Raw genomic sequence first — 16,954 nt, 5'->3', positions numbered from 1 at the left:
CGGACCAGATGGGTCCGGGGCTTCCTGCTGTTCAGGGCCGGTCCGCGGGCGGTGCCCATGGGCCGGCCCGGTCCTCAGTGCGGCTTCTCGGCGCGCACGGGCACGTCGAAGATGACCTGCGTACCGCGCTCGGGCGCGGGCACCATGTCGAACTTCCCGCCCAACTCCCCCTCCACCAGGGTCCGTACGATCTGGAGCCCCAGGTTGCCGGCGCGGTGCGGATCGAATCCCTCGGGCAGGCCGCGCCCGTTGTCCTGGACGGTGACCAGCAGCCTCGGCTCGGTACGGCTGCCGCCGCGCACCGCGGCGACCTCGACCGTGCCGTGCTCCGCCTGGTCGAAGGCGTGCTCCAGGGCGTTCTGGAGCACCTCGGTGAGCACCATCGACAGCGGGGTGGCCACCTCGGCGTCCAGGATGCCGAAGCGGCCGGTGCGGCGGGCGGTCACCTTGCCCGGGGAGATCTCCGCGACCATGGCCAGCACCCGGTCCGCGATCTCGTCGAACTCGACCCGTTCATCGAGGGTCTGGGACAGCGTTTCGTGCACGATCGCGATCGAACCGACCCTGCGTACGGCCTCGTTGAGCGCGTCGCGGCCCTGTTCGGAATCCATTCGGCGGGACTGCAACCGCAGGAGCGCGGCAACCGTCTGCAAATTGTTCTTCACCCGGTGGTGGATTTCCCGGATGGTGGCGTCCTTGGTCATCAGCTCCCGCTCGCGACGTCTCAGTTCGGTCACATCGCGCAGCAGAACCAGTGAACCGCTGTGCGTCCCCTTGGGTTTGAGCGGAATGGCGCGCAATTGGATGACGCCTTCTTCACCCTCGACCTCGAATTCCCGGGGAGCCCAGCCGCTGGCGAGCTTGACCAGTGCCTCGTCCACCGGACCGCGGGCGGGCGCCAGTTCGGCGGTGGTCTGGCCGAGGTGATGGCCCACGAGGTCGGCGGCGAGGCCGAGCCGGTGGTAGGCGGAGAGCGCATTGGGGCTGGCGTACTGGACGACACCGTCCGCGTCGAGCCGGATCAGTCCGTCGCCGGCCCGCGGCGAGGCATCCATGTCGACCTGCTGGCCGGGGAAGGGAAACGTTCCGGCAGCGATCATCTGGGCGAGGTCGGACGCACTCTGGAGGTAGGTGAGCTCCAGCCGGCTGGGGGTGCGCACGGTCAGCAGATTGGTGTTGCGGGCGATCACACCGAGCACCCGGCCCTCGCGGCGTACCGGGATGGACTCGACCCGTACCGGCACCTCCTCCCGCCACTCCGGGTCGCCCTCCCGCACGATGCGGCCCTCGTCCAGGGCGGAGTCCAGCATCGGGCGGCGGCCACGGGGAACGAGATGGCCGACCATGTCGTCCTGATAGGAGGTGGGGCCCGTATTGGGCCGCATCTGGGCGACCGATACATAGCGGGTGCCGTCAAGGGTGGGGACCCACAGCACGAGGTCGGCGAAGGAGAGGTCGGAGAGCAGCTGCCACTCCGAGACCAGCAGATGGAGCCACTCGAGGTCGGTGTCGCTCAGAGCGGTGTGCTGGCGTACGAGATCGTTCATGGAGGGCACGTCTTGGAGCCTACCGGCGTACGGTGTATCTGTTGTGTCTGCACGGGCATGGACAAGTAAGAATGGTCTAGTCCAGAATTCAGCACAGACCTCCGCTCTCCCCGCACAGGAGAGCGGAACGAGGCCGAAAGCGCTCTCTGCCCTGACTGCGCCGAGGCCTCCGATCGACCGGTCCCTGGACGGGGCCGCACCCCTACCGCACACAGGGGTGCCTTCCGCCCGCAAGGCGGGGCCGGCCGATGTCAGCTCCGGGCTGCGGTGCCGGACAGGTTGAGGGTCCTGTCCCGGCGCCGCGGCCCGCGGGTGCTTCCGGGGGCCTTCAGCGGGCCTTCCCGCCCGCCCCTCGCACGCCGGGCCTTCAGCGGGCCTGCTCGCTCGCACTCTCCGGCCAGGCCTTCAGCGCCAGCTCGGCGATCGCCTCCAGTTCCGTGCGCTCCGCGCCGTCCCGTGCCCCCTGGGACATGCCCTGGATGACGGCACCGACGAAGGCGGCCAGCGCCCCCGGGTCCGTGTCGGGCGGAAGCTCGCCGGAGGCGATATCCGCCCGGATGGCGTCGGCGATCTCCCGGACGTTCGACAGCCTCTTCTCCCGCAGGGACGCGGCGACTTCGGATGACGCGGGCGCGATGTTCAGAGCGGCGCTGATGACCAGGCAGCCGCGGGGGCGGCCGGGGAGGGTGTATTCGACCGCGGCCTCGCGCAGCCCCCGTTCGACACCCCGGCGGGCGGTCGGTTCCTCGGCCACGGCGCGGGAGAGAAAGCCTCCGTAGTGCCGCCCGTACTCGGCCACGACCTCGTCGAACAGTGCCCGCTTGTCGCCGAAGGCGGCGTAGAGGCTGGGGGCGCCGATGCCCATGGCGCGGGTGAGGTCGGAGATCGAGGTGGCCTCGTAGCCCCGCTCCCAGAAGGACCGGACCGCCTGCTCCAGCGCCGTCTCCCGGTCGAAGGACCGGGGCCGGCCGCGCTGCTTGCTCTCCTTGGTCGCCATGACGGGAATTCTATAGCGGTCGGTATGGAAGGCGTGCTACGGTCTTTTTGTAGTGAGCGATATATAAAGCGCTCGGCGCAAGGAACTGCGTGTTCCCGTGGGGGGCGCGTGCACATTCGGACCAGGGAGGGGCACGCCATGGGTGCGCTCAGCGGCAAGACGGCATTGGTGACCGGCGGCGGCAGGGGGATCGGCCGGGCGATCTCGGAGCGGCTCGGGAGGGACGGCGCGCGGGTGGCCGTGCATTACGGGCACGACGAGGCGGCGGCCAAGGACACGGCCTCGGCGATCGAGGCCGCGGGGGGCCAGGCCTTCGCGGTCCAGGCCGCACTGGGGGCGGCAGGAGATGCCGAGGCGCTGTGGACCGCGTTCGACGCACAGGCCGAGGGCGTGGACATCCTGGTCAACAACGCCGGGATCAACAAGGCGGTCGACGGAACGCTCAAGGGCATCGGCGAGGTGACGGCCGAGGATTTCGACCACCTCTTCGCGGTCAACACCAAGGCGCCGTTCTTCATCGTCCAGGAGGGGCTGACCCGTCTGCGGGACGGCGGGCGGATCATCAACACCTCGACGGGGCAGACGCATGGCGCGGCCAAGCCCGAGCTGATCGCCTACGCCATGTCCAAGGGGGCGGTCAATGTGTTCACCGCGACCCTCGCCAAGGTCCTGGGCCCGCGCGGGATCACGGTCAACGCGGTGGCGCCGGGGGCGGTGAACACCGATATGAACGCCGCCTGGCTGCGCGGCGAGGCCAATACCGAGGCACAGGAGCGGGTCAAGGGGATATCCCCGCTGGGCCGGATCGCCGGCCCCACCGAGATCGGTGATGTCGTGGCCTTTCTGGCCTCGGACGACAGCCGCTGGGTGACGGGCCAGTGGATCGACGCGACGGGCGGCGCGCTGCTCTGACGGTCGCCGTCCGGCCGCACGGCGAGGTGGCCGGACGGTCACCGGACCGACGGGAAAACGTGCCCGGCCGTTCGGATGCGCCAACGGGATCCGGGGCCTGCCCTCTGCTAGATTGGTCTATACCACATGGACCATTCTCCAGAACGGCAGGCCAAGCGTGGAAGTTGTCATCGTTCCGGACGCCACGGCAGGCGGCGAGCTGATCGCGGGGGCCATCGCCGCCCTGCTGCGCCGTAAGCCCGACGCGCTGCTCGGTGTGGCCACCGGCTCTACCCCGTTGCCCATCTACGAGGCACTGGCGGCGAAGGTGCGGGCCGGCGCGGTGGACGCCTCCCGGGCACGCATCTGCCAGCTCGACGAATACGTCGGCCTGCCCGCCGGGCACCCCGAGTCCTACCGTTCGGTGGTGCTGCGCGAGGTGGTCGAGCCGCTCGGCCTCGGCGAGGACGCGTTCATGGGGCCCGACGGTTCGGCCGAGGACGTCCAGGCCGCCTGCGAGGCGTACGACCATGCGCTGAGCGAGGCAGGCGGGGTGGACCTCCAGCTGCTCGGCATCGGCACGGACGGCCACATCGGATTCAACGAACCCTGCTCGTCGCTCGCTTCGCGTACCCGTATCAAGACGCTGACCCGGCAGACCCGGGAGGACAACGCCCGGTTCTTCGACAGCCTCGACGAGGTGCCGCACCACGTCATCACCCAGGGCATCGGCACCATCCTGGAGGCCCGCCACCTGGTGCTGCTCGCCACCGGCGAGGGCAAGGCCGATGCCGTGGCCCACGCCGTCGAGGGCCCGGTCGCCGCGCTGGTCCCGGCGTCGGCACTGCAACTCCATCCGCATGCCACGGTCGTCGTGGACGAGGCCGCGGCTGCCAAGCTCAAGCTCGCCGACTACTTCCGCGCCACCTACGCCGCGAAGCCGGACTGGCAGGGCATCTAGGTCTACGGCGTGCCCTTCGGCCCGTCCTGAGGCGAGCCCTCCCGCCGGGACGCGGCCGGCACACGTCCGGGGTGCAGCAGGGACACAGCCGGGGTGCAGCCCGGACGCGGCCGGGGTGGTCCGGCGGGCCACGGCCGGGGTGGTCCGGTGGGACGCCCCGGCCGCGTGGTCTGCGGAAACCGGTCGTGAGCGCTGAGCGAGCGGCAGGTTCCACAAGGACGAGCGGAAGCGCCGCAGGGACGAGCGGCAGGTTCCACAAGGACGAGCAGAAGCGCCGCAGGGGCGAGCGGCGGGTTCCGTAGGGGGCGTGGCAGGTGCGCGCGCCAGGTGTCCCTGCCGGGGCGGGGGCCTTCCGCGTCGGCGTCTACGGAGCGCGGAGGTGTTCGGCTCCGTTCGCGGGGTTGAGGCCCATGAGGGCTTCGGCGGCGGCCCGGCCGCAGACGCGGGCGGCGCCATGGGTGGCGATATGGGGTGCGCCCCGGGGCGGGGACTGGGGGACGCCCATCTCGACGACCGCGGTGCCGGGGCGGGCGGCGAGGAGTGTGCCCAGCGCGTCGGCCATCCAGGGGTGGCGGTGGACATCGCGGACCACGGCGACGACGCGGCGGCCACCGGCCGCCGTGAGCAGGTCGTCGATCAGCGCGGCGGGGCCGGCCGCAGCGGCGGACTCGGCGGTGCAGGTGGCGGTCTCGGTGCCCGGGAGAAGGCGGGCCAGTTCGGCGGCGACGCCCCAGGGGGTGTCGTCCCCGACGGCGATGTTGGCAAGGGGGGTGAAGGCGGCGACGTATGCGGGCGCGGTCAGTGGCTCGTACGGGCCGTCGGCGGTGAGGCGCAGGGCACGCCGGGCCGCGGTGAGGCCGATACCGGGCGCGGGCGCGGCCCCCTCCCCCGCGCTCGCGCTCCGGGTCCAGCGCGCCAGGGCGTGCACCCGTGCCGCGGCGTCGGCGAGCCGGCCCTCCGGCAGCTCGCCGTCGTGCACCGCCCGCACCAACGCGTCACGCAACCGCAGCACGGTGTCCTCGTCCGCCAGTCCGCCCCCCACGCAAATGGCGTCGGCACCGGCCGCGAGGGCCAGCACGCTGCCGCGTTCGATGCCGTAGGTGGCGGAGATGGCCTGCATCTCCATCCCGTCGGTGACGATCAGCCCGTCGAAGCCGAGGCCGCCCTCGGCGGCGGGGGCGCGCAGCAGCCCGTGCAGCGCGGCCGGGCTGAGCGTGGCGGGGCGGTCGCCGTCCAGGGCGGGCAGCAGGATGTGTGCGCTCATCACGGCCCGGGTGCCGGCGGCGACGGCGGCGCGGAACGGCACCAGTTCCCGTTCCTGGAGGGTGGCCAGATCGGCGGCGATGTGCGGCAGATCATGGTGGGAGTCGACGGCGGTGTCACCGTGGCCGGGGAAGTGCTTGGTACAGGCGGCGACGCCGGCGGCCTGGAGGCCGTCGACGTAGGCGGCGGTGTGCCGGGCGACCAGCTGCGGATCGGCGCCGAAGGAGCGGACGCCGATGACCGGATTGGCGGGGTTGGAGTTGACGTCGGCGGAGGGCGCCCAGTTGAGGTTGATGCCGCAGTCGGCCAGCCGGCGGCCGAGTTCCCGGGCGACCTCGCGGGTCAGCGCGGTGTCGTCGACGGCGCCGAGCGCATGGTTGCCGGGGAAGGAGGAGCCGCCCCGGACTTCGAGCCGGGTGACGTCGCCGCCTTCCTCGTCGACGGCGACGAGGATGTCCTCCCGTTCGGCACGCAGCTGCGCGGTCAGCGAGGAGAGTTGGGCGGGGTCGGCGACATTGCGTCCGAAGAGGCCGACCGAGGCCAGCCCCTCGCCGAGCCGGCGCAGCAGCCAGTCGGGGGCGGTGGTGCCGGTGAAGCCGGGCTGGAGGACGGCCAGCGCGTCGTGGGTGAGGGTGTCGGCGGAGCGTACGGAGCGTACGAGAGGCGTCATGGGCTGCGTTATCCCTTCACTGCGCCGGAGGTGAGACCGCCGACCGCCTTGCGTTGCAGGAACAGGAAGAGGACCAGGATCGGGACGGCGAAGATCGAAGCGGCAGCCATGGTGGCACCCCAGTCGTCCCCGAACTGGCTCTGGAACTGGGAGAGCCACAACGGCAGGGTGCCCATGGCCGGTTCCTTGTTGAGGACCAGTACGAGCGGGAATTCGTTCCAGGCGGTGATGAAACCGAAGAGCGACGTGGCCATCAGTCCGGGGGCCAGCAGTGGGAAGACCACTTTGAGGAACGCCTGCCGGCGCGAGCAGCCGTCGACCATCGCGGACTCCTCCAGCTCCTTGGGCACCGCGGCGACATAGCCACGAAGCGTCAGAAGGGTGAAGGGCAGCACCATCAGCATGTAGAAGCAGGTGAGCGGCAGCAGACTGTTGAGCAGGTCCGCGTCCCGGACGATCAGGTAGATCGAGATCACCATGACCTCCCAGGGGGCCATCTGGGCGATCATGAAGGTCAGCAGGATGCCCTTGCGGCCCTTGAAGCGCATCCGGGTCAGGGCGAATGCCCCGCAGAGCGCGATGACCAGCGACAGGCCGACGGCGAGCACGGTCACCAGGACCGAGTTCCCGGCCAGGGTCCAGAAGTGCGGTGCGTTCACGGCCGTCGCGAAGTGCTCGACGGTGCCGTGGAAGGGGAACCACACGGGGTCTTCGGTGATGATGTCCCGGGTCGGCTTGAAGGCCGTGCTGAACATCCAGTAGACGGGGAAGGCGAAGCCGAGGGCGAGCACGATCGCCGTGGCGTTGGGCCAGATGCGGCCGGCGAGCGAGCGCTTCACAGCTCCTCCTCCTGCTTGAGGGTCAGACGCAGGTAGTACGCGGTGATCGCCAGCAGCACCACGATCGTCAGCAGCGAGATCGCGGCCCCCATGCCGAAGTGGAGGTTGCCGACGCCCTCGGTGAAGGCATAGATCGGCAGCGTCTCGGTGAGCCGGTCGGGGCCGCCCTCGTTGATCGCAAAGATCTGCGGGAACGCCTTGAAGACCCAGATGATCTCCAGGAACGTCGTGGCCAGGAAGAAGGGCTTGAGGAACGGGAAGGTGACAGAGGTGAAGACCTTCCAGGTGCCGGCGCCGTCCATCCGGGCCGCTTCGTAGAGCTCCCTGGGGATGGTCGTGGTGGCGGCGTAGAGGTTCAGGGCCACGAAGGGCAGCGACTGCCACACGATCAGGACGGTGATGACGAAGAAGGTGGACAGCTGGGTGCCGACCCAGTCGTAGTGGGCCATGGCGTGCCAGCCGGCCTTGTCCAGCAGCCAGTTGACGACGCCGTAGCGGGAGTCGAAGAGCCACTGGAAGACGGTGGTGGCGGCGATCACCGGCATGGCCCAGGCCAGCACCAGCGCCAGGGAGAGCGTGAGGCGCATCTTCTTGCCGAGCCGGGCCAGCAGCAGTCCGATCAGCACGCCGAGGACCATGATCAGGACGACATTGACCGCGGTGAAGACGAGGGTGCGGAGGGTGACCCGCCAGAACTGCTCGCTGCCCAGGATCTCCTGGTAGTTGCCTACCCCGCGCCAGTCGGTGAGGTGCTGGATCAGCTCCTTCATATCGAGGTTCTGGAAGGAGAGCAGGAGGTTGCGGACCATGGGCCAGCCCAGGAAGACCGCGGTCGCGAGCAGGGCCGGCAGCAGCAGGAGGTACGGGGCACGGCGGGCGGACGGATGAGGACTGTGGCGGGCGGGAGGACGCGGACCCCGCCCGGCCCGCCGGCCGCCTCCGCGCCGGGTGGGCGGTGCGCCTCCCTTACCGGTCTGCGGCGCGGTCTTGTCCACCGCGTCGTCGAGCTGCACTGCCATGGGCCCTGCTCCCCCTTGCTGCCGTGAATCCTCGGTGCTCCTGCGGGAACGCCACACGCCTGCGGGGCCGGGAAACGGCCGGCCCCGCAGGCAGCTGCCGGTTACTGCTTGGCGAGCCGTGCGTTGATCTCGGATTCGACGTCCTTGGCGGCATCGGCCGGGGACTTACCGCCGAGGACGGCCGTCATATAGCTCTTGATGGGGTTCGGCAGGTTCTCCACCGCGGCCCACTGGGGAATCAGCGGAGTGGTGCCGCCGGACTTCTCCGCGGCGGGCGCGGCGGCCGCGGCGGCCGGATTCTGCTGGGCGGCACCGGCCAGACCGGCGGACTTCGGGGTCCAGCCGGACTCCTTGACCATCTGTCCGTCGTTCTGCTTCGACAGGGCGACCTTCAGGAATTCCTTGGCGAGTTCCTGGTTCTTGCCCATACCGGCGACGGCGAAGTTCGAGCCGCCGAGGAAAACGCCCTCGGGCTTGGCCGCGGTCTCGCCGGGGATGGTGAAGAAGCCGATGTCCTTCTTGATTTCCGGGTTGGCCTTGACGGCGGTGGCGGCCTCGTAGCCCATGGCGATGAGGGCGCCGGTCCGGCCCTTGGCGAAGACCTCACCCTGCTGCGGGGTGGCCTCGTCCTTGTTCTTGGGAGCGGTGCTGAAGGCCTGGTACTGCTTGTAGATGTCCATGGCCTTGGAGACCTTGGGGTCGCCGAGGTTGGAGACCCACTTGCCGCCCTGCTTCTTCACCAGGTCGGCGCCGGTGCCGATGGTCAGGCCGTCGAGGAAGTACCAGTTCTGGCCGGGGAGATACAGCGGCTCGGCGTCGGTCTTCTTCTTGATGGTGTCAAAGGCCTTGAAGAGCTCATTGCGCGTCTTGGGGGTGCCCTTGAGGCCGGCCTCGGCCCAGATCTTCTTGTTGTACATCACCACGCGGTTTCCGGCGAACCACGGCAGTGCGTACTGCTTTCCGTCCACGAGCGAGGCCTTGTTGAAGGCGTCGTTCCAGTCGGAGCCGATCTCCTTCTTCAGATCACCGAGTTCGGCAAGTGCTCCCGCCGTGGCGTAGGCGGCGGTCTGGGTGTTGCCGATTTCGACGACGTCCGGCGGGGCGTCCTCGGAAAGGGCGGTGCTCAGCTTCTGCTGAATGCCGTTCCACTGCTGGACCTTGAACTCGACGGTGGCGCCGGTCTTCTTCTTGAACTGCTCGGAGACCTGTTTGGTCCACTGCGCCGGATTCGAACCACTCATCACCCAAACGGTCAGCTTCTGGCCCTTGAAGCCATTCGCGCCCGCCTTGTTGCCGTCGCTGGACCCACAGGCAGCGACACTCACCAGCATTCCCGCGACCGCCGTCGCTGCTATGAGCCCACGCTTCATTGCGCTCTCCCCCAAAGGCCGGGTGTGGTCTTTAATGGTTTAGACCAGTGCCCGCAGCTTGGCCTAGACCTTTTGGGGTGTCAAGGGTGTATAAGAGTCGCTGTCAGGTCCGTTACCGGACCGACACCTGGCAAGCCGGGACCTGCAAGGAAGCGCGGGAAACCCACCCGTGCCACGATGTGAGCCGCTACATACGGAGGAGCCGGTGACGGCAGCGCGACAGGAGTCGGAGAGGCGGGTCATGGAGACGGACGGGGGCAACGGTGCCGAGAGCGGCGGTGGCACGCGGACCGCGCGGGTGCCCAAGTACTACCGCCTCAAGCGGCACTTGCTGGAGATCACCGAAACCTTGCCGCCCGGCACCCCGGTCCCGCCCGAGCGCACCCTCGCCGCGGAGTTCGACACCTCGCGCACGACGGTGCGTCAGGCCCTCCAGGAGCTGGTCGTCGAGGGCCGGCTGGAGCGCATCCAGGGCAAGGGCACCTTCGTCGCCAAGCCCAAGGTGTCCCAGGCGCTGCAACTGACGTCCTATACGGAGGACATGCGGGCCCAGGGCCTGGAGCCGGCCTCCCAACTGCTGGACATCGGCTATGTCACCGCCGACGACCGGCTCGCCGGCCTGCTGGACATCTCCACCGGCGGCCGGGTGCTGCGCATCGAGCGGCTGCGGCTGGCCAGCGGCGAGCCGATGGCCATCGAGATCACCCATCTGTCGGCCAAACGCTTCCCCGCGCTCCGCCGGAACCTCGTCAAGTACACCTCGCTCTACACCGCCCTGGCCGAGGTGTACGACGTCCGGCTGGCGGAGGCCGAGGAGACCATCGAGACCTCGCTGGCCACCCCGCGCGAGGCCGGTCTGCTGGGCACGGACGTCGGCCTGCCGATGCTGATGCTCTCCCGGCACTCGCTCGATGCCCAGGGGCAGCCGGTGGAGTGGGTGCGCTCGGTCTACCGGGGCGACCGCTACAAGTTCGTCGCCAGACTGCGCCGCCCCACGAACTGACCCGCCGCCCCGGGGCCCGCCCCAGGGCCCGCCCCGGGGCCCGGCACATCCGTCCGCGCCCCCTGCACATTTCCACCACTTTCACCCCAAACGGGATGAATCAGGCAGTCGGCGGTACCGCGGAGGTGTCCCTCGTGTGGATTCTCCATACCGATATGCGGACAGCTAGTGACGCGCGCCACGCCCCTGCCATAGATTTCCAGCCGATTACACAGGAGACAGCCAGGGGACGGAGCCGCGGTCATGACACAGTCAGCCGAATCACCGGGTCGCAGACAGGTGGTCACACCCACGCGTGTGGTGACCGGGATCTGCCTGATCGTCCCCTTCGTGGCGATGCTGTGGGTGAGTTCGTACGCCCGGGTCGAGCCGAGGTTCATCGGGATCCCGTTCTTCTACTGGTACCAGATGGCGTGGGTGCCGATCTCGACCGTGCTCACGATGATCGCGTACAAGCTGGTGCAGCGTGAGCTGCGCGCCCGCAAGGGAGGTGCGGCCCAGTGACTCTCACCACGACCGCGGCGAGCACCTCCGAGGCGCTCGCCGCCGCCTCGACCAAGGGCGTCAACGGCGTGGCCCTCGCCGTCTTCGTCTTCTTCTTCCTGGCCGTGACGGTCATGGGCTTCCTGGCCGCCCGCTGGCGCAAGGCCGAGCAGTCCGCCAACCTCGACGAATGGGGGCTGGGCGGCCGCAGCTTCGGCACCTGGGTGACGTGGTTCCTGCTGGGCGGTGACCTCTACACCGCGTACACCTTCGTGGCCGTGCCGGCGGCGATCTACGCGGCGGGCGCGTCCGGCTTCTTCGCCGTGCCGTACACGATCCTGGTCTACCCGCTCATCTTCACCTTCCTCCCCCGCCTCTGGTCGGTCTCGCACAAGCACGGCTACGTCACCACCTCCGACTTCGTCCGCGGCCGCTTCGGCTCCAAGGGACTGTCGCTGGCCGTGGCGCTCACCGGCATCCTCGCCACCATGCCGTACATCGCCCTCCAACTGGTCGGCATCCAGGCCGTCCTGGACGTGATGGGCATCGGCGGCGGCGAGCACACCAACTGGTTCGTCAAGGACCTGCCGCTGCTGATCGCGTTCGCCGTGCTGGCCGCGTACACCTACTCCTCGGGGCTGCGCGCCCCGGCGCTGATCGCGTTCGTCAAGGACGGGCTGATCTATCTCGTCATCGCCGTGGCGATCATCTACATCCCGATCAAGCTGGGCGGCTTCGGCGAGATCTTCGACACGGCCGGCAAGGCGCTCGCCCAGCCCGGCGCCGTCCCCGGCAAGCCGCGCGGCGAGCTGGTCAGCGGCCCGAACGCCCAGTGGGCGTACGCGACCTTGGCGCTCGGCTCGGCGCTGGCGCTCTTCATGTACCCGCACTCGATCACCGCGACGCTGTCCTCGCGCAGCCGCAACGTGATCCGCCGCAACACCACCATCCTGCCGCTGTACTCCCTCATGCTGGGCCTGCTGGCGCTGCTGGGCTTCATGGCGATCAAGGCAGGTACGGACATCCAGGGCAACCCGCAGCTGGCCATCCCGCAGCTGTTCGAGGACATGTTCCCGAGCTGGTTCTCCGGTGTGGCGTTCGCCGCGATCGGCATCGGCGCGCTGGTGCCCGCGGCCATCATGTCGATCGCCGCGGCCAACCTCTTCACCCGCAACGTCTACAAGGACTTCCTCAAGCCGGGCGCCACGCCCGAGCAGGAACACAAGGTCGCCAAGCTCGTCTCGCTGCTGGTGAAGGTCGGCGCGCTGGCCTTCGTCCTCACCATGGACAAGACGATCGCGATCAACTTCCAGCTGCTGGGCGGCATCTGGATCCTTCAGACCATGCCGTCCCTGGTCGGCGGCCTGTTCACCCGCTGGTTCCACCGCTGGGCGCTGCTGGGCGGCTGGGCGGTCGGCATGCTCTACGGCACGCTCGCGGCGTACGGCGTCGCCAGCCCGACCCAGGCCCACTTCGGCGGCTCCAGCAAGGAGATCCCCGGTATCGGCGAAATCGGCTACATCGGCCTGACCGCCTTCGTCCTGAACGTCGTGGTGACGGTGGTCCTGACCGTCGTCCTGAAGGCCGTAGGGGCCCCCGAAGGAACCGACGAGACCAGCCCCGCCGACTACACGGCGGACGCCGGCGACAAGGGCGTCTCCGTCGAACTGCCGCCGGCGGCGGCGGAGGCGCCGGCGGGGCACTGAGCCACCCGCTGACGCACCTTCACGGGCTGCCGCGTTCCTCCGGGGACACGGCAGCCCGTTGGCGTGGGCCGTTCAGTTCACCCAGTCCTTCAGCTGCTCGGTTTCGAGGGGGATGCCGACGGGGTCGGGGAGGTGAATCTCATCTTCCCGTCGATGAACTCCGGCCGCGCGCCCTTCTCCAGGCGGGCGAGCACCCGGGCGACCTCTTCGAAATGCTTGGTCTCCATGAGGTGCGGCCGGTCGGCGAGCGGGGATGGAGGTTGCTCCTTCTTCTCCCGGCAGGGCGGAGAACGTAAAACCGACCATAGCCGAGGCCACTGACAGGCACTGCGTGATCACTCACGACACACTAGATATGGGGGTGCACGCGAAGGGCCACCCCCACATGTATGCTCGTCCTCGCTGTCGCCGCAGGGGAATCCGGTGGGAATCCGGAACTGTCCCGCAACGGTGTTGGAGCGGGCTCGGCCGGCCGGACCACGGCCCCGGCACGCCGCCCGTGAAGTCCGAAGACCTGCCGACGGTACGCCCGCACCGCCATGGGTGCGGACGTCGATACGTCCGGGCCCCGAGGGTTGGGCCGGTGGACGCCGCGCGGTGTGCCCGCGCACCCCTGACCGTCATGGGGTGCCGCATGCCCGCGTGCGCCCGTCGCGTCCCTCCCCTCCCGGCCCCCGCCGAGTGAGGGAGAGCAGCACGTGACCATCGCGCCAACGGAGCCCGCGTCAGACGCCGAGGTCGTGCCCCCCGCGGTAGCCACGCCTGCCGGCACCGCCGACGGCGGGCCCGGCCAGGACGGTCCGGGTGTCGCCCTGCTGCGCACCCTGACCGAGCTGACCGAGGATCTGACCGCGACCGACCCCGGCAAGGTGGCCGCCGCCGCCCTGCGCGGCCGGCACGCGGGCTCCGACGAGGCCGAACTGCGGTCGCTGGCCACGGATGCCGCGGCCGGCCTGATCGGTGACGAGCCGCAGTACTCCAAGCTCGCCGCGCGTCTGCTCACGCTCGCCATCGCGGAGGAGGCGGCCGGACAGGGGGCGGTCGCCTTCTCCGCCTCCGTCGAGGTCGGTCACCGCGAGGGGCTGATCGCCGACGAGACCGCGGAGTTCGTGCGCACCCATGCCGCCCGTCTGGACGCGCTGGTCGACAAGGCGCTGGCCGACGGCGCCGACGACCGGTTCGGCTATTTCGGGCTGCGCACCCTGCACTCGCGCTACCTCCTGCGGCACCCCACCACCCGTCAGGTCGTCGAGACCCCCCAGCACTTCCTGCTGCGGGTGGCCTGCGGCCTCGCCGAGGACCACAGCGAGCGCGCCCTGGACGACGTCGCCGAGCTCTACCGCCTCACCAGCTCGCTGTCCTACCTGCCCTCCTCCCCCACCCTGTTCAACTCCGGTACCCGCCACCCGCAGATGTCGTCCTGCTACCTGCTGGACTCGCCGCTGGACGAGCTGGACTCGATCTACGACCGGTATCACCAGGTCGCGCGGCTCTCCAAGCACGCGGGCGGCATCGGCCTCTCGTACTCCCGTATCCGCGCCCGCGGTTCGCTGATCCGCGGCACCAACGGGCACTCCAACGGCATCGTGCCGTTCCTGCGCACCCTGGACGCCTCGGTCGCGGCCGTGAACCAGGGCGGCCGGCGCAAGGGCGCCGCGTGTGTCTACCTGGAGACCTGGCACGCGGACATCGAGGAGTTCCTGGAGCTGCGCGACAACACCGGTGAGGAGGCCCGCCGCACCCACAACCTGAACATCGCGCACTGGATCCCGGACGAGTTCATGCGCCGCGTGGAGGCGGACGCCGACTGGTCGCTGTTCTCGCCCTCGGACGCCCCGGAGCTGGTGGACCTGTGGGGCGACGAGTTCGACGCCGCCTACCGCAAGCTGGAGGCCGACGGCCGGGCGCTCAAGCAGATCCCGGCGCGGGTGCTGTACTCCCGCATGATGCGCACCCTGGCGCAGACCGGCAACGGCTGGATGACGTTCAAGGACGCCGCCAACCGCACCGCCAACCAGACCGCCGAGCCCGGCCAGGTCGTGCACTCGTCCAACCTGTGCACCGAGATCCTGGAGGTGACGAACGACGGGGAGACCGCGGTCTGCAACCTCGGGTCGGTCAACCTCGCGGCGCACCTCGGCGAGAACGGTGAGATGGACTGGGAGCGGCTGGACGCCACGGTCCGCACCGCCGTCACCTTCCTCGACCGCGTGGTGGACATCAACTTCTACCCGACCGAGCAGGCCGGGGCCTCCAACTCCCGCTGGCGCCCGGTGGGTCTGGGCCTGATGGGCCTTCAGGACGTCTTCTTCCGGCTGCGGCTGCCCTTCGACTCGCCCGAGGCGACGGAGCTGTCGACCCGGATCTCCGAGCGCATCATGCTCGCCGCGTACGAGGCGTCCGCCGACCTCGCCGAGCGGCACGGCCCGCACGAGGCGTGGTCCGCGACCCGCACCGCCCGCGGTGTGCTGCACCCGGACCACTACCCGAACGCGGAGCCGCGCTGGGCCGACCGCTGGGCGGCGCTGCGCACCCGTATCGCCGCGACCGGTATGCGCAACTCCCTGCTGCTGGCGATCGCGCCGACCGCGACCATCGCCTCGATCGCGGGCGTGTACGAGTGCATCGAGCCGCAGGTCTCCAACCTCTTCAAGCGCGAGACGCTGTCCGGCGAGTTCCTCCAGGTCAACGCCTATCTGATCGAGGAGCTCAAGGCCCTGGGGATGTGGGACGGGCGGACCCGTGACGCGCTGCGCGAGGCCAACGGCTCGGTGCAGGACGTCGAGTGGATCCCCGAGGAGATCCGGGCGCTGTACCGCACCGCCTGGGAGATCCCGCAGCGCGCCCTGATCGACATGGCCGCGGCCCGTACGCCCTACCTCGACCAGAGCCAGTCGCTGAACCTCTTCATGGCGTCGCCGACCATCGGCAAGCTCAGCTCGATGTACGCCTACGCCTGGAAGCGCGGCATCAAGACGACGTACTACCTGCGTTCCCGTCCGGCGACCCGGATCGCGCAGTCGGCGCGCGGCGGGGCCGCCGCCACCCCCGTGCCCGTACCGCAGCAGGCCACCGACCCCGAGGCGGTCGCCTGCTCCCTGGAAAACCCCGAGTCCTGCGAGGCCTGCCAGTAATGACCACCGCACCCGAGACGAACGCCGCCGCCCACACCGCCACCACCGGCACGAAGAACCTCCTGGACCCGGGCTTCGAACTCACCCTGCGCCCCATGCGGTACCCGGAGTTCTACGACCGCTACCGCGACGCGATCAAGAACACCTGGACCGTGGAGGAGGTCGACCTCCACTCCGACGTCGCCGACCTCGCCAAGCTCTCGCCGGGCGAGCAGCACATGATCGGCCGGCTGGTCGCGTTCTTCGCGACCGGTGACTCGATCGTCTCCAACAACCTCGTGCTGACGCTGTACAAGCACATCAACTCCCCCGAGGCGCGGCTGTACCTGAGCCGTCAGCTCTTCGAGGAGGCCGTGCACGTCCAGTTCTACTTGACGCTGCTGGACACCTACCTCCCCGACCCGGACGACCGCGCCGCCGCCTTCGCGGCCGTGGAGAACATCCCGTCCATCCGGGAGAAGGCCCAGTTCTGCTTCAAGTGGATGGACTCGGTCGAGAAGATCGACCGGCTGGAGTCCAAGGCCGACCGGCGCCGTTTCCTGCTGAACCTGATCTGCTTCGCGGCCTGCATCGAGGGGCTGTTCTTCTACGGCGCCTTCGCCTACGTGTACTGGTTCCGCTCGCGGGGCCTGCTGCACGGCCTGGCCACCGGCACCAACTGGGTCTTCCGCGACGAGTCCATGCACATGGAGTTCGCGTTCTCCGTGGTGGACACCGTCCGCGAGGAGGAGCCCGAGCTCTTCGACGACAAGCTGGAGCAGCAGGTCACCGACATGCTCAAGGAGGCCGTCGAGGCAGAGCTCCAGTTCGGCCGCGACCTGTGCGGTGACGGCCTGCCGGGCATGAACACCGACTCGATGCGCGAATACCTCCAGTGCGTCGCCGACCAGCGGCTCCAGCGGCTCGGCTTCGCGCCGGTCTACGGCTCGGAGAACCCGTTCTCCTTCATGGAGCTCCAGAACGTCCAGGAGCTGACCAACTTCTTCGAGCGCCGGGCATCCGCCTACCAGGTCGCCGTCGAGGGTTCGGTCTCCTTCGACGACGACTTCTAGAAGACGTACCGCGACGCCC

14 protein-coding genes and 1 riboswitch are annotated in these 16,954 nt (G+C 69.6%); of the genes, 7 read left to right on the top strand and 7 right to left on the bottom strand.

What is annotated here, in order from left to right; translation table 11 throughout:
• Positions 1-74: 74 nt before the first annotated feature.
• On the bottom strand, positions 75-1,547 hold the full coding sequence (locus K7C20_RS24775) for a sensor histidine kinase (RefSeq protein WP_053209417.1): 1,473 nt from the start codon (positions 1,545-1,547) through the stop codon (positions 75-77).
• Positions 1,548-1,914: 367 nt separating this feature from the next.
• Positions 1,915-2,544 carry a TetR/AcrR family transcriptional regulator gene (locus K7C20_RS24770; protein WP_048829469.1) on the bottom strand — a complete coding sequence of 210 codons (630 nt, stop codon included), beginning with the start codon at positions 2,542-2,544 and terminating at the stop codon, positions 1,915-1,917.
• 138 nt (positions 2,545-2,682) lie between these two features.
• Between K7C20_RS24770 and K7C20_RS24765 the strand changes: the two genes are divergently transcribed.
• Both K7C20_RS24765 and nagB read left to right on the top strand, forming a co-directional pair.
• The gene (locus K7C20_RS24765) at positions 2,683-3,456 is read left to right on the top strand and encodes an SDR family oxidoreductase (RefSeq protein WP_030081742.1); all 774 of its coding nucleotides are present in this window, start codon (positions 2,683-2,685) and stop codon (positions 3,454-3,456) included.
• A gap of 157 nt (positions 3,457-3,613) precedes the next feature.
• Positions 3,614-4,396 carry a glucosamine-6-phosphate deaminase gene (nagB, locus tag K7C20_RS24760; RefSeq protein WP_030081744.1) on the top strand — a complete coding sequence of 261 codons (783 nt, stop codon included), beginning with the start codon at positions 3,614-3,616 and terminating at the stop codon, positions 4,394-4,396.
• 364 nt (positions 4,397-4,760) lie between these two features.
• Here nagB and K7C20_RS24755 read toward each other — a convergent pair whose 3' ends face one another.
• The 4 genes from K7C20_RS24755 to K7C20_RS24740 form a co-directional block, all read right to left on the bottom strand.
• Positions 4,761-6,329 carry a glycoside hydrolase family 3 protein gene (locus K7C20_RS24755; RefSeq protein WP_053209416.1) on the bottom strand — a complete coding sequence of 523 codons (1,569 nt, stop codon included), beginning with the start codon at positions 6,327-6,329 and terminating at the stop codon, positions 4,761-4,763.
• An 8-nt stretch (positions 6,330-6,337) separates the two neighbouring features.
• Positions 6,338-7,168 (bottom strand): carbohydrate ABC transporter permease, encoded by an 831-nt coding sequence (locus tag K7C20_RS24750; RefSeq protein ID WP_030081746.1) that lies wholly within the window; start codon positions 7,166-7,168, stop codon positions 6,338-6,340.
• Complete coding sequence (locus tag K7C20_RS24745) at positions 7,165-8,187, bottom strand: carbohydrate ABC transporter permease (RefSeq protein WP_053209415.1); 1,023 nt, start codon at positions 8,185-8,187, stop codon at positions 7,165-7,167. The genes K7C20_RS24750 and K7C20_RS24745 overlap by 4 nt, the downstream gene beginning before the upstream one ends.
• Positions 8,188-8,288: 101 nt before the next feature.
• A complete protein-coding gene (locus K7C20_RS24740; protein ID WP_053209414.1) occupies positions 8,289-9,557 on the bottom strand; it encodes an extracellular solute-binding protein in 1,269 nt (422 codons plus the stop codon).
• A 241-nt stretch (positions 9,558-9,798) separates the two neighbouring features.
• Between K7C20_RS24740 and K7C20_RS24735 the strand changes: the two genes are divergently transcribed.
• The 3 genes from K7C20_RS24735 (at position 9,799) to mctP (ending at position 12,749) form a co-directional block, all read left to right on the top strand.
• Complete coding sequence (locus K7C20_RS24735) at positions 9,799-10,560, top strand: GntR family transcriptional regulator (RefSeq protein WP_053209413.1); 762 nt, start codon at positions 9,799-9,801, stop codon at positions 10,558-10,560.
• Between the two features lie 243 nt (positions 10,561-10,803).
• Positions 10,804-11,064: a DUF3311 domain-containing protein gene (locus K7C20_RS24730; RefSeq protein WP_030081756.1), complete on the top strand. Its 261-nt coding sequence runs from the start codon at positions 10,804-10,806 to the stop codon at positions 11,062-11,064.
• Positions 11,061-12,749 carry a monocarboxylate uptake permease MctP gene (gene mctP, locus K7C20_RS24725; protein ID WP_048829470.1) on the top strand — a complete coding sequence of 563 codons (1,689 nt, stop codon included), beginning with the start codon at positions 11,061-11,063 and terminating at the stop codon, positions 12,747-12,749. The genes K7C20_RS24730 and mctP overlap by 4 nt, the downstream gene beginning before the upstream one ends.
• A gap of 89 nt (positions 12,750-12,838) precedes the next feature.
• Here mctP and K7C20_RS24720 read toward each other — a convergent pair whose 3' ends face one another.
• Positions 12,839-12,976, bottom strand: coding sequence for a hypothetical protein (locus K7C20_RS24720; protein ID WP_209443955.1), 138 nt, complete (start codon positions 12,974-12,976; stop codon positions 12,839-12,841).
• A gap of 156 nt (positions 12,977-13,132) precedes the next feature.
• Positions 13,133-13,285, top strand: a riboswitch (cobalamin riboswitch).
• Positions 13,286-13,447: 162 nt separating this feature from the next.
• Here K7C20_RS24720 and K7C20_RS24715 point away from each other — a divergent pair.
• Together K7C20_RS24715 and K7C20_RS24710 are read left to right on the top strand one after the other, a co-directional pair.
• Positions 13,448-15,883 (top strand): ribonucleoside-diphosphate reductase subunit alpha, encoded by a 2,436-nt coding sequence (locus tag K7C20_RS24715; RefSeq protein WP_030081760.1) that lies wholly within the window; start codon positions 13,448-13,450, stop codon positions 15,881-15,883.
• Positions 15,883-16,935, top strand: a complete 1,053-nt coding sequence (locus K7C20_RS24710; RefSeq protein WP_030081762.1) for a ribonucleotide-diphosphate reductase subunit beta — start codon at positions 15,883-15,885, stop codon at positions 16,933-16,935. Before K7C20_RS24715 ends, K7C20_RS24710 begins: the two co-directional genes overlap by 1 nt.
• Positions 16,936-16,954: the final 19 nt, after the last annotated feature.

The sequence above is a fragment of the Streptomyces decoyicus genome (genome assembly GCF_019880305.1).
Classification (GTDB): Bacteria; Actinomycetota; Actinomycetes; order Streptomycetales; family Streptomycetaceae; genus Streptomyces; species Streptomyces decoyicus.
Note: the sequence above shows the minus strand (reverse complement) of the source record. Positions and strands in the feature narration are given on the sequence as shown.